Source organism: Flavobacterium gelatinilyticum, from assembly GCF_027111295.1.
Taxonomy (GTDB): Bacteria; Bacteroidota; Bacteroidia; order Flavobacteriales; family Flavobacteriaceae; genus Flavobacterium; species Flavobacterium gelatinilyticum.
In genome coordinates this window covers 3,708,678-3,724,838 of record NZ_CP114287.1, presented here as the reverse complement: position 1 = coordinate 3,724,838, position 16,161 = coordinate 3,708,678, and the positions used below count along the sequence as shown (strand labels likewise).

Below are 16,161 nucleotides of genomic sequence, written 5' to 3'. Positions count from 1 at the left end.
ACAAGTTGGGGCGACCCATATACATCTGAACAACATCTTTGCATAAACTTTTAAAAACTATGCAATGAAAAACAAGGTGTTATATTGGACGGCAGCCATTTCGATTTTCTTTTTTCTTAGCTGCGAAAACGAAAACGACAGTAACGAATCCGGATACTTAGTTCCAAAAACTGTAGATGAGGATCCTTCGCTTCCCTCAATTTTTGTAAACGAAACGCAGTTACATTCTGAAACCTTTGGAAATCCAAACAATCCCATGCTGGTTTTTCTGCACGGCGGTCCGGGTTCTGATTACCGCAACGGACTAAATGTGCAGCAACTGGCTGACAAGGGGTATTATGTCGTTTTTTATGATCAGCGCGGATCAGGATTATCCAAAAGACATGACAAAAAAAGTTATTCGATTCAATTAGTTTTGGATGATTTAACCGAAGTAATCGAATATTACAGAACTTCTCCCAATCAAAAGGTTTTTCTCTTTGGGCATTCCTGGGGCGCAATGCTGGGAACGGCTTATGTCAATTCGTATCCTGATAGAATCGACGGATTAATTCTGGCAGAACCGGGCGGACTCAATAAAAAACTTCTGGATGATTATGGCGAAATGAGCCGTAAAATCAACATTTTTTCTGAAGTGACAAGCAATCTTTTATATGTAGATCAGTTTTTGACGGGAAAAGAAAACGAACACGCCATCCTGGATTATAAATATGGTATTTCTTCCAGTTTTTCGTATGCAAAAGGAAATACAGAAGGTATTCCCGGGCCGTCGCCATTTTGGAGAATCGGTACATCGGTTCTGGAAAGTTTCATTGATATTTCTGAAAATGAGGGTTTTGATTTTACAACAAATCTAAAACAATACGATCCAAAAGTGCTGTTTTTATACGGAGAACTGAATCAGTCGTACGGTTTACATTTTGCCCTTAAAGAAGCCGCTTATTTTCCTGCTTCGGAAATTGCCGAAGTAAAAGGAACCGGACATGAAATGATTTATTTTAAGTGGGAAAATGTAGAACCAATCGTGTTGAATTATTTAAACGATTTAAAATAATCCGGATATGAAAGCAATATTACTGGTAATCACATTTCTTCTTTCTCTGTTTACCTCTCACCATTCGCAGGCACAAACTTTAAACTGGGAAAATCTAAAAAAAGAAGAAAAACATATCTTAAATATAAATGCGGGCTGGGACTACAGTTTTGTTTATGGTCTGAGTTACGGTTATCATTTAAATTCCAAAATACCGATTGTTCTGGAAAGTTCGATTTCGTTTGCATCAGGCGAAGTTATTTTTGATGATTTTAAAACTAAAATCGGTGGACAAATTAATGTTTATAAAATCGATAATTTTCGTTTTAACGCAGCGATTCATGGAATTTACAGACGTTATGGAAATCCGCTCGTGACTTTACAAAATTTTGGTGCCGATGCTTCGACAACCATCGGCTATTATAAACCGAAATGGTTTTTGGCAGGTGAATTTGGTTTTGACAAAGCAATCGTAACGCATTTTGAACATACCCGTATTTATAAAGAGGTTTTTCCTGAAGTCAGAAACGGCTGGTACGAACCCACAACAGGAGGAAATTTTAACTTCGGTATTCAGGGCGGTTATTCATTTCGCAAAAGTGATTTGATTTTAAGAGCCGGAAAAGTGATAACCGAAGATTTTAAAACAGCACCTTTAATTCCGTTTTATTTACAATTGGGGTATAATTGTAAATTGGATTGATCTTCTAAATACTAATAAGAACATCGTTTTAAATTTAGTGCGAAGAGTTTAATGAAAATCATATTTTCACACATAGCTGTGCCTATTCTACAAGCAAATCCGACAGATTCTTAAGAACCTGTCGGGTTTGCTGTTTAAAATTTAAAAACTGTTTTACCAGTTAATTTCTTTTTTCTCTCCTTTGCCCAAAACAATTTCCTGTTTTTTATCACCAAATATCAAAGTGGTTTTTCCTCCTTTCGTAGAAGAAAGAATCACTTTTTCAGGCTTCTTGTTTCTCCAGGTCATTTCGATTTCGAAACCGCCTCGTGCACAGATTCCTTTTACAGAACCTTCTTCCCAGGCGTCTGCTAATGCAGGAAGTAATCTGATTTCGTTTTCATTAGATTGCACCAGCATTTCAGCAACGGCAGCTGCGCCTCCAAAATTCCCGTCAATTTGAAATGGCGGATGGGCGTCGAATAAATTTGGATATGTTCCGCCTCCTCTTCTTGGTTTTTCTGTTTTTTTACCGTCAGGATCTACGTAGCGTAATAATTCACGGTACATTTTATAAGCACGATTTCCGTCCCAAAGTCTTGCCCAGAGATTAATTCTCCATCCTTTTGACCAGCCGGTAGTTTCATCTCCTTTAATTTCTAAAGTTTTCTTTGAAGCTTCGGCTAAGTCCGGCGTTTTTAAAGGTGTGATATGATCTCCCGGGAAAAGTCCGAACAACTGTGACTGGTGGCGGTGTTTTGGGTCCTGATCTTCCCAGTCGAAATACCATTCCTGCAGATTTCCTTTTTTTCCAATTTGGTAAGGGTGAAGTTTTGCAAGTGTTTTTTCGAGTTTTTCCCTGAAAGCGGCATCTGTATTGAGCACTTTTGATGCTTTTATGGTTTTGTCAAAACACTCGCGGATCATAGCCAGATCTGCTGTTCCTCCGTAAAGCGTTGCGCCTACAAAACCATCTGCCAGTTTATATTGATTTTCCGGTGAAGTTGATGGCGAAGTAATAAAATTTCCGTTTTTATCCGTTACCAGCCAGCCCAAACAAAACTCGGCTGCGCCTTTCATTAACGGATATCCTTCTTTCTTTAAATAAGCGGCATCCTGAGTAAAAATATAATGTTCCCAAATGTGCGTACTCAGCCATGCTCCGCCCATTGGCCAGCAGGCCCACATTGGTTCTTCTTTTCCGAACTGTCCAACAGGATTGGTCATGGCCCAGATATCAGAATTATGTCCGGCAGCCCAGCCTTTGTCGACTCCGTAAAAAGTCTTTGCGGTTACTTTTCCGGTTACCGAAAGGTTTTTTATAAAACTTAAAAGCGATTTATGCATTTCTGAAAGGTTGGTATTTTCTGCCAGCCAGTAGTTTTCTTCTAAGTTGATATTCATGGTATAATTACTGCTCCAAGGCGGACTCAAATGCGGATTCCAAAGTCCCTGCAGGTTTGCCGGGACACCCAGTGTTCTTGAAGAACTGATTAATAAATATCGCCCGAAATTGAAATACAGGATTTCAAGGTTTTTATCTTCTTTTCCGTCGGCGTAGCGTAGTAAACGTTCGTCTGTTGGTAAATCCGGAGCGGTGGTTTTGCCCAGATTTAAATCGACACGATTATAGAATTTCTGATAATCGGTAATATGCGATTCTTTGATTTTATCGAATGGTTTTGCAAATGCTTTGTTGAGATTCTGGGCTGCTATAGCCATATCGTCTACACCTTGGGATGCCGGATTTTTATCAAAGCCGTTGAAACTGGTTGCAATTGAAATGTAAATATAAACTTCGGATGCATTTTTTACAGTCAGCGACGCATTAGAATTTGTAATCTGCCCGTCGGTTTTCTTGATTTGTATTAAAGTGGTGAACCTTGTGCCTCTTTCTTTTACTGATAAAAATTTGGGTTGAACGGTATAGCCTGCGTTTTCATTGATTGGGGCAGTTCCGTTTAGGATCAGCGTATTGTTTCTTGTATGTACTTCTGATTTTAGCTGGCTTTTTAAATTAACATCAAAATTTAAAGCGCCTTTCTGACTGCTGGTCAGTTTAATAATCATGATTTGATCCGGAGCCGAAACGAAATATTCACGGGTATATTTTACACCGTCCATTTCGTACGTTACTTTTGATGTGGCATTCGAAATATCAAGTTCTCTGTAGTAATTAGTTGCTTTGCCTTTCTCGGAATTGTTAATTTCCAAAGTTCCTAAAGGGGCATATTTCTCGGAATTTTTTCCCTGAACTTTTTTGTTAAGTTCTTCGGCCAGTTTGTAGTTTTCGTTTTGAAGCGCTTCGCGAATGGCTGGAATGTTTTTGTAGGCTTCGGGATTCATATTGGCATTTACAGGTTCTCCTGACCAAAGGGTAATATCGTTCAGATGGATTTTATCTGAATTTATACCGCCAAAAACGGTGGCTCCCATTTTTCCGTTTCCTAAAACCAAACTTTCTTCAAAGAATTCTGCGGGCTGTTTGTACCATAAAACATGACCGGATTGTGCCGTGGTTTTGATGCAGAAAGATGCAAAAAGTAAAATGAAAATTGTTTTTTTGATGTTGTTTGAATTCATTTTATTGCGTTTTAATTTTATATGTCGTCACTGCGAAACTTTAATTGGAATTCCAATTTATTTTCAACGGATTAAATACTGTTGCTGCCCACATTTTGTTCCTGACAGAATATCCCGGATTAATCTATATTTCTATCCTAACAGGTTTTTAAAACCTGTTAGGTATTGCCATTGATTTTTTTCAATGGTTTGAAATCTCTTTACTGCTTATATTTTTTCTAACAGAACTTTTTAATTATTTCTGTTTATCATCTGATACCTAACAGGTTTTAAAAACCTGTCAGGATACGAAATTTTATTAGGATACGCTCGCGTGAGGGATAGGAGCAAACTACCGAAGTAGTGCGTATAGCCCGACCGCACCGGGATAAGAAGGCGTATTTACGTTAAGTATGTCTGCCTTTTTATCCCGCTGCGGTCACGCCCTAATTATCGACATCGTTATAATTTTGAGCCTAATATAATTATTTTATGTATTAGTTGGATTGATAAACAAAATTTTTAAACGTTACTTGTCCGTCGCCAACCGCCGAAAGTCCTAATCGAAGGCTCATAAAGCCGCTTAGCACGTTGTGGTGGAAAGAGGAAACTTCGGCTGAGTTCTCGATTTTTTTCCATGCTTTTCCGTCCAGACTATAGAACATATTTACGAGTTGTTCTTTCTTTTCGAGACGCAGAAACAAATGGGTTTTGTTAACTCCTTTTTGGGTTGGAAACTGCCATGATCTTAAAATTGCCAGCACGTTTTCTTTATCGGCAGCAATTCCGGTGTATAATTTACTGTCGTAAAACAGGATAAGTCCTGCGGTGGCATTGCCTTCGATTTCAACTTCGACTTGTGCTGTATACGAATGATCGGGAGGTGTGCATAAAAGCGGAGAGCTCTCGCCTATTCCTTTTCCTTTGGCTTTCAGCTGAATTCCGTTTTGTGTGAGTTTGAATCTTTCGGCGTCGAATTCATTAAAAAACTGCCATTGCGGTTTTAGTTCTGAACCGGAAAAATCATCTGAAAGTGTGAAATTGTTTTTTATGTTTTTGCCTGCCGGTTTTTTTATCGGGTTTTCGGTTTTGGTATTTTCAGGGCTTTTGTACCAGCCGTCGTTTGTCCACTCAACCGGTTCGAGAAGCGTCTGGCGCCCCATGTTATGATAATCTTTTTCGTAGCCGTGAAAAACCATCCACCATTTTCCGTTTACATCATCGATGATGGTGGCGTGTCCTTTTGACCACCATTTTTCTGAACTGTCCTTAGTTCTGATAATCGGGTTGTAAGGTGAATTTTCCCAAGGTCCGAGCGGTGATTTTGATCTTGCCGATATGACCATGTGGCTTGTTGCCGGACCGGCTGTACCGCCTTCTGCTGTGGTTAAGTAATAATAATTTCCTCTTTTCAGGACTTTTGGACCTTCCATACAGAAACATTCTATTGACCATTCTTCGGGAATTTTCCATCCGTCGTATACATGTTTTCCTTCGCTGGTTATGGCTAAACCGTCTTTTGATAATGGTACATAGTTTCCGTTACTAAAATACAAATAGCGGTTTCCTTTATCATCTGTAAAATGTCCTGGGTCGATATTTCCGATTTTCAAATCGATGGGATCGCTCCACGGCCCGTTGATGGAATTGGCCCAGACTACATAATTGGTTTCGTTTGCCGGAAAATAAATGTAGAACTTGTTGTTGTATTTGACCAAATCCGGTGCCCAGACTGAACCTACGCTTTTTTTAAGTGCATGGGTTACGGGTTTCCAGTTGATTAGGTCTTTGGATGTCCAGATTAATAATCCGGGATAATAGTTGAAAGAAGAGTGTACAATGTAATAATCTTCGCCGTCTCTTATTATCGACGGATCTGCATAATCTCCCGCAAATATTGGGTTTTGATAATAGTCATCGCCAATACCCGGTTTTTGCTGCTGGGCACTGCTAATAAAGGAAATGAATCCGATAACTAATAAAATTATTTTTTTCATGATTCTTCTTTTATTTGCTTACGCTGTATTTTTCATTTTCGGTTACCATTTGCCAGTTATCGGTTCTAAATGGTGATGCCGGAAATTTTTCTTTATTAAAAAGATTGATCCCTGTATCGTCATCGGCCCAGCCATAATGTACCGCAGCAGGGTTTTGAACCTGATCGCTGTGAACGATGATTTTGTTGTCTTTGATTACGGCTTTTGCAGGATGAAAAACTTTATCGGCTCCTGCAATTTCGAATCCTTGCAGCTCATCGTTATTTGGCGTTGACAATCCGCTGCCAATGTTATCAAAAGTCAGGATGATTTGATTTCCTTTTATTTCCTGAGATTTATACACTGGTCCGCTGTGAACTTGTTTTTTACCATAAAGATTGTTCATTGCAATTGCCGCTAAACGTAAACCAATGTCTTGTTTGTTGGTTGGGTGAATGTCTTTTGCGTTTCCAATATCGGTTGTAACAGCCATTCCGGTATTGGGTAATTTTAAGGTTTCTGATTGTGCTTCGCGAAGTTCTGCCCATCGGCTTCCTTTCTGGCTGTTGCCGCCAAATTCGTCGAAAGTAGATAACTGAACGAAATAGAATGGAAAATCGCCTTGTTTCCATTGAGTTCTCCAGTCGGTAATCATTAAGGGGAATGCCTTTTTATATTGTTTGGCTCTCCAGACATTGGCTTCGCCCTGATACCATAAAACGCCCTGAAAGGCATACGGAATCAACGGTTTCAGCATGGCGTTGTATAATAATGACGGATAGCTGTTTGGCGATATGGCCAGTTTTACCTGAATGACATTAAATTTCCAAAGTCCTTCTAATGCCAGATTTGAATCTTTAAAATCGATTTTAAGATCAGCCGGATCGCCGTAAATACCGCCGCCGCCGCTGTAATCTGTAATTCGTACTGCGATTACGTTTGCACCTTCTTTTAAAACATTTGCCGGAATTTTATACACTCGCAGTTTGTCCCAAAGATTGCTGGTTCCTATTTCAACTCCGTTAATATAGGTTTTGTCTTCATCGTCTACTTTTGCAAGATGCAGAACGGCTTCTTTTTTGGCTTGTTCTGCTGTCAGTACAATTGTTTTTCGCATCCAGACAATTCCGTCGATATTGCCTATCTGCTGGTTTTCCCAAAGTGATGGCACTTTTATTTCCGGCCAGTTTTTATCCTGAAAGTCAGGATTTTTAAACTGGTTTTCGTTTTCCATTGTTACATCAAATCCCTGTACTTTTCTAAGATTGTCTAAAACGGATTTTTTATAGACTTCAAAAATAGCATCGATGTCTACCACCGGAACATCAGCGATCATCGATTTAAATTCATCGCTGTTTTGAAAAGCTTCTCGGCTTGTCCAGGTTTCTACATTGGTGCCGCCCCAGGAGGTATTGATGATTCCGATTGGGATTTTCAGCTCTGAATATAATTTTCTGGCAAAATAAAACCCTACTGCCGTAAAATTACCAACGGTTTCTTTGCTTGAAACTTCCCATTTTCCTTCTTTTAAATCATCTTTTGGAGTTCCGCTTAAATCCTGCGCAACGCCAAAATGACGAATCATTGGATAATTTGAATCGTTGATTTCTTTTTCGGCATTCATGGTTTTATACACCTGAAATTCCATATTCGATTGTCCGCTGCAAATCCAGACTTCTCCAACCAAAACATTTTTGATGGTTATTTTATTTTTTCCGATGACGATTAATTCGAATGGTCCGCCTGCTTTTTCGGCGTTGAGATTTACCGTCCATTTTCCGTTTTTATCGGCTTGTATTTTCTTAATTTGTTTGTTAAAACGGATTTCTACATTTTCATTTGCATCTGCAAACCCCCAAATTGGAATTGGTTTGTTTCTTTGCAGTACCATTCCGTCAGAAAATATTAAAGGCATCCTTACATTGGCATTGGCAATTATGCTCAATATCAATAAAATAAAAGAAATAGTTTTTTTCATTTTTTTCTGATTTTAATATTTTAAACCACTTAAGTGATATAAGATAATTTAATTTTATAATTATTCCTTTATTTAATTTTACTTATATCACTTACGTGGTTTTAAGGCTTTTTTCTTATTGTAACCCTTCTTTTAAGGCGTTTAATGCCTGAGTATCGAAGACGGTATTATCGGCTCTTTTGAAGATTCCAAATCCGTTATTTTCTAAGCTTCCTTCGTCCCAATAAAACGGTAATAATCCATTTGCTTTTGCTGTTTTCACGACCGTTTTTAAATAATAGGCTCTTGACTTAAGATGTAATGTTAATGCATCTCCGGTTAAAGTGGTTCTTCGGATTGCTCCAAATTCTCCTAAAAGAACCGGAATTCCTTTGTCGACAAACTGGGTTTTCATCAGTTTGAAGTTTTTCTCTAAATCGGCTTCTTCTCCCCAGGTTGCATTTCTGTCGGTATCTGTTGTTGAATGGTTTCCTGCTCCCCAATAGTAGAACATTTTACCCCAGGATTCGTCTTTGGTTAAACCTGCAAAATTCCATGGAGTATAATAATGTACTTCGACCATCATTCTGTCAGCCGTTTTATCTGTTGGCAAAGTGGTCATTAATTTATTGGTTTTTTCGATATCTGTTGTTGGTCCCTGAACTACAAGAACGCGGTATGCATTTTTACCTCCTGTAGAACGAACAGCATCAATAAAAGTCTGGTGGTATGAAGTTAAAACGGCCATTTGTGCTGCATCTTCAACTGCCGGTTCATTGGCGCCTGCAAAAAGTAAATGTTCGTCGAAACCGCGCAAATGTGTTGCTATTTGTTCCCAGAATGCTTTTTGTTTGGCATTGTTTTCTACTTTTTTGGCCTCGGTGATGTTGTTTTCCAGCCAGCCGCCGTCCCAGTGAATGTTTACTACAACATACATATCGTTATCTACGCAATACTGCACTACTTCTTTAACGCGGTTCAGCCAGTCGGTTTTGATTTTTGCCGTTGCTGCATTTTCCATGTTTTGATTCCATGAGCACGGAATTCGTATTGCATTAAAACCATTTGCTTTTACAGCATCAATTAAGGCTTTGGTTACTCGTGGATTCCCCCATGCTGTTTCGCCGCCTGTTGCTTCTAATGTGTTCCCAATGTTCCAGCCCAGTTTAATTTTTGCTGCTAATTGTACTGCTGTACTTCCCATTCCGGAAGCATCTGCCGCAATTGGATTGGTATTGTAACTTGGGTATAATCCTGTACTAACCGTTCCTGCCAATTGTGAAACGGCAATGGTAACTGGTTTGGCCTCGTTTGATGTTAAGGTTACCGAAGCTGTTCTAGCTGCAGTTTCTGTATTTGCCTCAGCTGTTATTCGTACAATAACCGATCCTTTTGTACCGCTTGTCTGGCTTACTTTTACCCAGCTTGCAGAACTGGCAATTGTCCATGACGCGGCTTCTGAGTTTACCGTGATATCCGATACATTTTCTTTGCTGTCGAAATCAATTTTAGTTGTACTTGCGGTAAGTGATTTAATGGTTGTTTCCGGAGTGGTTTCTTTGTCTGAACTGCAAGCCAAAACTCCTAAAAAAGCAAAACTTAAAAGTATGCTTAACAAATAATCTTTTACTGTCTTTTTCATTCTATATCATTTAAAATTTTAGCAGCAGCGCCGGCTTTTTACTGCCGGCGCTGCTTTGGTACTCATTAAAAAATATAATCGTTTTGTTACTTGATCGTAATCGCAATGTCTTGTTTAATATCTCTGGAAGAGTTTCCTACTTTCAAAGTATATTTTCCCGGCTCTACCACCCATTTTTTTGATGCAGCATCGTAATAAGCCAGTTCTTTTACCGGAACTTTAATGGTAACATTTTCTGAACCGCCTGATTTTACCAATACTTTTTTGAATCCTTTTAATTCTTTGGCAGCGCGTGTTACTTTTGAATCTGATTTAGAAGCATACAATTGTACTACTTCTTTTCCATCTGTTTTTCCGGTGTTTTTTACTTCTACAGAAACTGAAATCGTTTCGTCTGTTGTGTAAGATTCTTTATCTGCTTTTGCCTTTTCCAACCCAAAAGTGGTATATGATAATCCGTAACCGAATGGATATAAAGGTGCAATATTTTTTGTATCAAACCAGCGGTATCCTACCAGAATTCCTTCGGCATAGTTTACTGCTTTGTCTCCCGGGAAACTGTTTGTTGCGTGTGCCGGAGAATCATTCAGGGTTTTAGGCATTGTCCAAGGTAATTTCCCTGACGGATTTACTTTTCCTAATAGTACATCGGCTAATGCATTTCCTCCTTCAGATCCGTTAAACCACGTCCAGACTAAGGCTGTTGTTTTTTTGCTGATGTCTTCGATTTCAAAAGGTGCACCGGCAACCATAACCACAATTGTTTTTGGGTTAACTGCTAATACTTTCTGAATTAATTCTTCCTGCCCAAATGGTAATTTTAAATCTCTTCTGTCTGAAGCTTCTGTTTCGTAATCACGGTTTGAACCTGCAAAAATGATCGCGACATCTGAGTTTTTAGCAGCTTCGATGGCAGCCTGCAATGCAGCAGGATCTAATTTATCAATCGTTACCGGACCGTTTGATGTAATGTTTCCTAAGTTTCCTTTATTTTTTTCATCGTAACGCTCTAAGTATCCTTCGGCATAATTGATTTTTACCGATGCCGGAAGTCTGTTTTTTAAACCTTCAAGCGGTGTTACTTCTCTTTTTGTTTTTACTCCGGCACCAAATCCGCCAAGAGCATTTTTCTTGGTTGCGTTGTTCCCGATTACGGCAATCGATTTGATTCCGTCAACTTTTAAAGGCAGTGCGTTGTTTTCATTTTTTAATAAAACTATCGATTCTGCTGCGATTTTATAAGCGTCCTGATAATGTGCTTCTGTAGCAATGCTTCCTTTAACACGTTCTTTTCCGCCCATCGCTTTTACCTGAAACAGTACGCGTAAAATTCTTTTTACGTGTTTATCAAGTTCTGCTTCTGAAATTTCTTTGTTTTTTGCTGCCGCGATTAATTTATCGGCAAGGAAAAATTCATTAAATGGTTTTGGCGTTCCCATTTCGATATCCAGTCCGTTTTGCAATGATTTTACTGTAGAATGTACCGCAGCCCAGTCTGATACTACAACACCTTTGAATCCCCATTCGTCACGAAGGATTTTATTGAGCATATAGTCGTTCTCGCATAAATATTCGCCTCTGAATTTATTATAAGCCCCCATAATACTGTATGCTTTTGCTTCTTTTACAGCAGCTTCAAATGCCGGAAGGTAAATTTCGCGAAGGGTACGTTCGTCGATCTGCACATCTACAAAATCACGATTGGTTTCCTGATTATTTGCTGCATAGTGTTTTACGCAGGCCATAACGTCATTATCCTGTAAACCAACAATTAACGGCACAGCGATTTTTTTGTTTAAGAACGGATCTTCGGTCATGTATTCGTAAGTTCTTCCTCCAAGTGGTGTTCTTACAATATTGATTGCCGGCGAAAGTAACATGTCTTTGTCTCTGGCGCGCATTTCCTGTCCAACGCTGTTCCCAAAAGTATAAGCCATTTCGGTATTCCATGTTGCTGCCAGACCTCCTCCGGCAGGATAATACGTTGCAAAGTCATTGGTTAATCCCGCCGGTGCCCAGTTGTCGCGCGAAATTTCTTCACGAACACCAAGCGGTCCGTCGGCCATTTTTAATTCCGGAATACCCAAGCGTTTTACACCGCCGCTGGTAAACATACTGTTACCGTGAAGCATTCCTATTTTTTCCTCAAGTGTCATTTGAGAAACTAATTTATCTATTTCGGCATCGTATTCAGAGCCTATTTCTTTTCCCACGTATTCAGCTTTTACGGATTCAGAACCTGTATTCTGCGCATCGTTTTTACACGAAACCAACAGCATGACTGCCAGTGCCGCAGAAAATTTTAATATTCTATTTTTCATTGATTATAGTTTTTAGTTTTTGTGATTATAGTTAGGTTTTTATTGTTTTACAAAGCGGAACATGTACACATCATTTTCGTTAATGGCGATTTCTTTATTGAATGTTCCTTTTGAATCGATTTTTATTTTTTCTGTCGAAAGCAGACAGTCTTTATTTTTCTCTTTTAATGTATTTACCTGTTCTCTGTTCAGCTGTGCCGGTTTGTTCATGGCCAGATAATCGGCATAAACGTCGTGAACTTTGTAGCCTACTTTATAGATTTCGAGATTGTAATTTCCTTTTTGCAAATTGTTCAGTTCAATCTTGATATTTCCTTTTGATTTAGAAGGCAGATCCTGAATGTAATAGGTTTGGTTTAAAACTTTATCTCCGGGATGTGTATTGGTAAAGTCCCAAAAAAGGAGCTGTACATCGCCTTTTTCGTTCTTGCTTACCCATGAAGATGAATCGGTATTTTGAAGTTCGGTTTCTCCCAATTTGTTCATTAAGTAATAGGAGAAATAGGCCGGTTTTTTGATTCCTTGTGTATTCAACAATCCGAAACCTCCGTGAAAAGGCGTAAATCTTGGACCTGCTTCTTCAAAAATATCGGTGAAAACCCAATACGACATAGAGTTCGCAGCATTTCCAACTTGTTTTAATTTCTGCAGAATATATGCTGCTGAATGGTAACTATCGTGAATAGGATCTGCAGGTGTGTAGGATGAACTCCATTCTGTGTAATGCAGTTCAAGGTTTGGCTTAGCCGATTCTGAAATCTGCTTACGTGAATTGATAACTTCACCGCTTACACTTGAATCGTCTTTATTTAATATGGTTCCCGATGTTCCAAATTCATCCAGATAGCCATGTTTTACGCCATACGTATGGGTTGAAATAAAATCGATTGGTACATTATTTTTCTGGCAGAACTCGATTGTTTCCGGAACCCAGGCTGCTCCTGCTGTTGCTGGTCCGCCTACTTTATAATCTTTGTTTACGCTTTTTACGCCCCGAACAGCATAATCGTATAGTTTGAAGTATTCTTCCTGAGTGCTGCTCCAGAATCCCGGTGAAAGGTTGGGTTCGTTCCAGACTTCAAAATACCAGGTTTTTACTTCTTCTACACCGTAACGTTCTGTAAAATGTGCCGTTAGGTTTTTAATTAAATCTTCCCATTTTTTATAATCTTTTGGTGGTGTGACATTTCCTTTCCACCAGAAAATGGTTTCTTTTCCGCTTGCTAATGCTGAGGGCATGAATCCTAATTCAACAAATGGTTTCATTTTGAGACTCAGGATATAATCAAACAGCACGTCTACGTATTGGTAATTGTATTCGGGATTTCCTTTTTCATCTTCTCTGTAAATGGCCATATCATCTGTCAGTAAGCCATGAAAACGGATGTATTTAAAATCGCATTCTTTTTTTACCATGGCCAATTGCTGCTGCCAGTCGGCTCGCAGACCTTCGTTTGCTCTTCCGGCACCAATGCATTCTTTAAACATGGTGTTTAGTTTTCCGGCTGTTTTGGTATAATCCACCTTAATGGTTCTGGTTTGGGCATTTGCAATCCATCCGGCAAAAACGAAAAATAATATCAGGCTTTTTTTCATAGTTAGTTTTTTTAATAGATTATCTTTTCTTCTCTATCATCGTGTGGTTATTTTTTTTGTGAGAAGTATTGCATCCGAAGCACTTCCAATCTGGATTTCGATTGTATTTTTTTCTAGTTCAAATGTTTGTCTGGCTGTGTTCCAGTATTCTAAATCTTTGGCTTTTACAACCAAATCGACTTTTTTGGTTTCTCCGGCTTTAAAGAAAACTCTTTTAAATGCTTTTAATTCTTTTTGAGGACGTTCGACTTTTGATTCTAATTGTTTTACATATAACTGAATTACCTCATCGCCGTCTTTAGTTCCGGTATTGGTGATTGAAACGGTTGCTTTTATTTCGCCGTTTTTGGCAATGGTTTCTGAATTGGTTTCAACCGAATTGTATTTAAATGTCGTATAACTTAATCCGTGTCCAAAAGCGTATAATGGTTTCTTTTTGGCATACATATAGGTTCTGCCGTTTCTTACATTGTAATCCAGTAATTCCGGTAAATCGGTAATGTCTTTTACCCACGTTTGCGTTAAACGTCCGGCAGGATTGTAATCTCCAAATAAAACATCGGCCAGGGCGGTTCCGGTTTCCTGACTGTTTTGTGTCATGTGTACAATTGCCGGAACATTTTCCTGCGTCCAGTTGATGGCGTACGGGAAACTGCTTATCAGGACAGCCACCGTTTTTGGATTGGCCTGATAGACCACTTTTATTAAATCTTCCTGTTCTAATGTCAGGGACTGACGGTCAACGGCTTCTTTTCCTTCACTCGGAACGGGACAATTCGCCCAGCCGGCATTGCAGACCGGATGGTTCCCCACAATTACAATTACGGCATCGGCTTTTTTTGCTATTTGGACTGCTTTACCGTCGATGTTGTTTTTTGCATAAAGGATTTCTACGTTATTGCCTAACTTATTTTTAATTCCCTGCAGAGGTGTAATCACATAAGGAGGCGTCCCACTGTACCAGTCCAGAAGCACTTCATCCGCACGGAGTCCGATAACGGCTATGGTTTTTATTTTTTCTTTTTGAAATGGCAGTAATCCGGTTTCATTTTTTAAAAGAACGATCGATTTTTGGGTGGCTTCTAAAGCGATTTTTTTATGTGCTTCTGTTTTCCACGGATCAATTGTATCTTTTTCTTTTCCGATTTTTGAATAGGGATTATCCGAGGCATTATCCAGCATTCCAAGTTTTATCATTACTCGGTAATTCCCGCGCAAAACTTCATCGAGATCTTTTTCTTTTAAATATCCGTTTGAAAGTGCTCCGTAAACGCCTTCTGTAAATTCATCCAGAAATTGATTAATTCCTGCTTTTATAGCTGCTGCAGCTCCCAGATATTGGTCTGCATAATATTTATGGTCTGAAAGCAGTAGTTTAAACGCTCCTCCATCTGTACAAATAATCCCATTTTGTCCCCATTCTTTCTGAGTAATATTTTTCAGCATGGGATGTACCATTGCCGGAATTCTGTTTACTTTATTATAGGCAGCCATATAGGCGCGCGATCCTCCTTCGACCACTCCCATCTGAAATGGAAGTGCGTAATATTCACGCCAGAGTCTTTCATCAAAATCGGATGATGTGTAGGTTCTTCCGTCTTCGTTGCTGTTAGCCAAAAAGTGTTTCATCAGCGAAGCGGTCTGCCAGTATTTTGGATGGTTTCCTTGTAAACCTTTTATAAAAGCAACGGTCATGGTTCCGTTAAAAAAAGCATCTTCGCCATAACTTTCTTCGGTGCGTCCCCAACGCGGATCTCTTGCAATATCAGCATTTGGAGCACGGACTACTAATCCGCCGCGATTGTATTTCTGCAAAGCGTAACGTGTTTCGTAACCTTCAACCTGTGCTGCTTTCTGCAGTATTTCAACGTCCCAGGTTTCTCCTAAACCATAGGCTTGCGGAAAAGTGGTTGTAGTTAAAGGCTGTTTGTTTTTTCCTCCCCATTCTCCGGGCCCGCCAAGAGCGAGTCCGTGTAAGCCTTCAACATGACTTGTACCTGTAAGTCCTAATCTTTTTACTGATGGATTTGTGCTTAAAGCCTGAACTTTCTCGTCCAGTGTCATCAATGACAACAAGTTATCAATACGCTTTTCAGTATCCAAATCCGGATTCTGAAAAGGATATTGCTTTTGCTGTGATAACATCAAATTAGCAGATAAAAGAAAAAAGATATAGAGTATACTATTTTTCATTTTTTGTTGGAAGGACTAATTTTTTGGGTTGTCTTTATTAAATACCTAACAGGTTTTGGAAACCTGTTAGGATAATTTTTATTTCTATGTTTTGAAACCTGATAGGGTTTAAAAGTGTGTTGGGTTTATGTTTTTCATAAGGAGACGCACTGCGGTGCGTCTCTACAAGTGCATTGTTACATTTAACATTTACCCGTTA

9 protein-coding genes are annotated in these 16,161 nt (G+C 39.1%); 2 read left to right on the top strand and 7 right to left on the bottom strand.

The genetic code is table 11. The features are described 5' to 3' along the window. Positions 1–64: 64 nt before the first annotated feature. Both OZP11_RS15720 and OZP11_RS15715 read left to right on the top strand, forming a co-directional pair. A complete protein-coding gene (locus OZP11_RS15720) occupies positions 65–1,054 on the top strand; it encodes an alpha/beta fold hydrolase (protein WP_281231506.1) in 990 nt (329 codons plus the stop codon). 7 nt (positions 1,055–1,061) lie between these two features. Then, entirely contained in the window at positions 1,062–1,736 is a 675-nt protein-coding gene (locus OZP11_RS15715; RefSeq protein WP_281231505.1) for a hypothetical protein, read from the top strand. Positions 1,737–1,889: 153 nt separating this feature from the next. On the opposite strand, the gene OZP11_RS15710 is transcribed toward OZP11_RS15715, so the two are convergent. The 7 genes from OZP11_RS15710 to OZP11_RS15680 form a co-directional block, all read right to left on the bottom strand. Further along, a complete protein-coding gene (locus tag OZP11_RS15710; protein WP_281231504.1) occupies positions 1,890–4,298 on the bottom strand; it encodes a glycoside hydrolase family 95 protein in 2,409 nt (802 codons plus the stop codon). A 476-nt stretch (positions 4,299–4,774) separates the two neighbouring features. Continuing rightward, the gene (locus OZP11_RS15705; RefSeq protein WP_281231503.1) at positions 4,775–6,274 is read right to left on the bottom strand and encodes a family 43 glycosylhydrolase; all 1,500 of its coding nucleotides are present in this window, start codon (positions 6,272–6,274) and stop codon (positions 4,775–4,777) included. Positions 6,275–6,284: 10 nt separating this feature from the next. Further along, complete coding sequence (locus OZP11_RS15700) at positions 6,285–8,231, bottom strand: sialate O-acetylesterase (protein ID WP_281231502.1); 1,947 nt, start codon at positions 8,229–8,231, stop codon at positions 6,285–6,287. 115 nt (positions 8,232–8,346) lie between these two features. Then, positions 8,347–9,852 (bottom strand): cellulase family glycosylhydrolase, encoded by a 1,506-nt coding sequence (locus OZP11_RS15695; protein WP_281231501.1) that lies wholly within the window; start codon positions 9,850–9,852, stop codon positions 8,347–8,349. An 86-nt stretch (positions 9,853–9,938) separates the two neighbouring features. Beyond that, positions 9,939–12,173 carry a glycoside hydrolase family 3 C-terminal domain-containing protein gene (locus OZP11_RS15690; protein ID WP_281231500.1) on the bottom strand — a complete coding sequence of 745 codons (2,235 nt, stop codon included), beginning with the start codon at positions 12,171–12,173 and terminating at the stop codon, positions 9,939–9,941. A 39-nt stretch (positions 12,174–12,212) separates the two neighbouring features. Further along, the gene (locus OZP11_RS15685) at positions 12,213–13,769 is read right to left on the bottom strand and encodes a GH39 family glycosyl hydrolase (protein ID WP_281231499.1); all 1,557 of its coding nucleotides are present in this window, start codon (positions 13,767–13,769) and stop codon (positions 12,213–12,215) included. Positions 13,770–13,805: 36 nt separating this feature from the next. Continuing rightward, the gene (locus tag OZP11_RS15680; RefSeq protein WP_281231498.1) at positions 13,806–15,962 is read right to left on the bottom strand and encodes a glycoside hydrolase family 3 C-terminal domain-containing protein; all 2,157 of its coding nucleotides are present in this window, start codon (positions 15,960–15,962) and stop codon (positions 13,806–13,808) included. Positions 15,963–16,161: the final 199 nt, after the last annotated feature.

Coding starts and splice junctions, on each gene's coding strand:
- OZP11_RS15710 (WP_281231504.1), bottom strand. CDS start 4,298: ATGAATTCAAACAACATCAAAAAAACAATTTTCATTTTACTTTTTGCA.
- OZP11_RS15705 (WP_281231503.1), bottom strand. CDS start 6,274: ATGAAAAAAATAATTTTATTAGTTATCGGATTCATTTCCTTTATTAGC.
- OZP11_RS15685 (WP_281231499.1), bottom strand. CDS start 13,769: ATGAAAAAAAGCCTGATATTATTTTTCGTTTTTGCCGGATGGATTGCA.
- OZP11_RS15700 (WP_281231502.1), bottom strand. CDS start 8,231: ATGAAAAAAACTATTTCTTTTATTTTATTGATATTGAGCATAATTGCC.
- OZP11_RS15715 (WP_281231505.1), top strand. CDS start 1,062: ATGAAAGCAATATTACTGGTAATCACATTTCTTCTTTCTCTGTTTACC.
- OZP11_RS15695 (WP_281231501.1), bottom strand. CDS start 9,852: ATGAAAAAGACAGTAAAAGATTATTTGTTAAGCATACTTTTAAGTTTT.
- OZP11_RS15720 (WP_281231506.1), top strand. CDS start 65: ATGAAAAACAAGGTGTTATATTGGACGGCAGCCATTTCGATTTTCTTT.
- OZP11_RS15690 (WP_281231500.1), bottom strand. CDS start 12,173: ATGAAAAATAGAATATTAAAATTTTCTGCGGCACTGGCAGTCATGCTG.
- OZP11_RS15680 (WP_281231498.1), bottom strand. CDS start 15,962: ATGAAAAATAGTATACTCTATATCTTTTTTCTTTTATCTGCTAATTTG.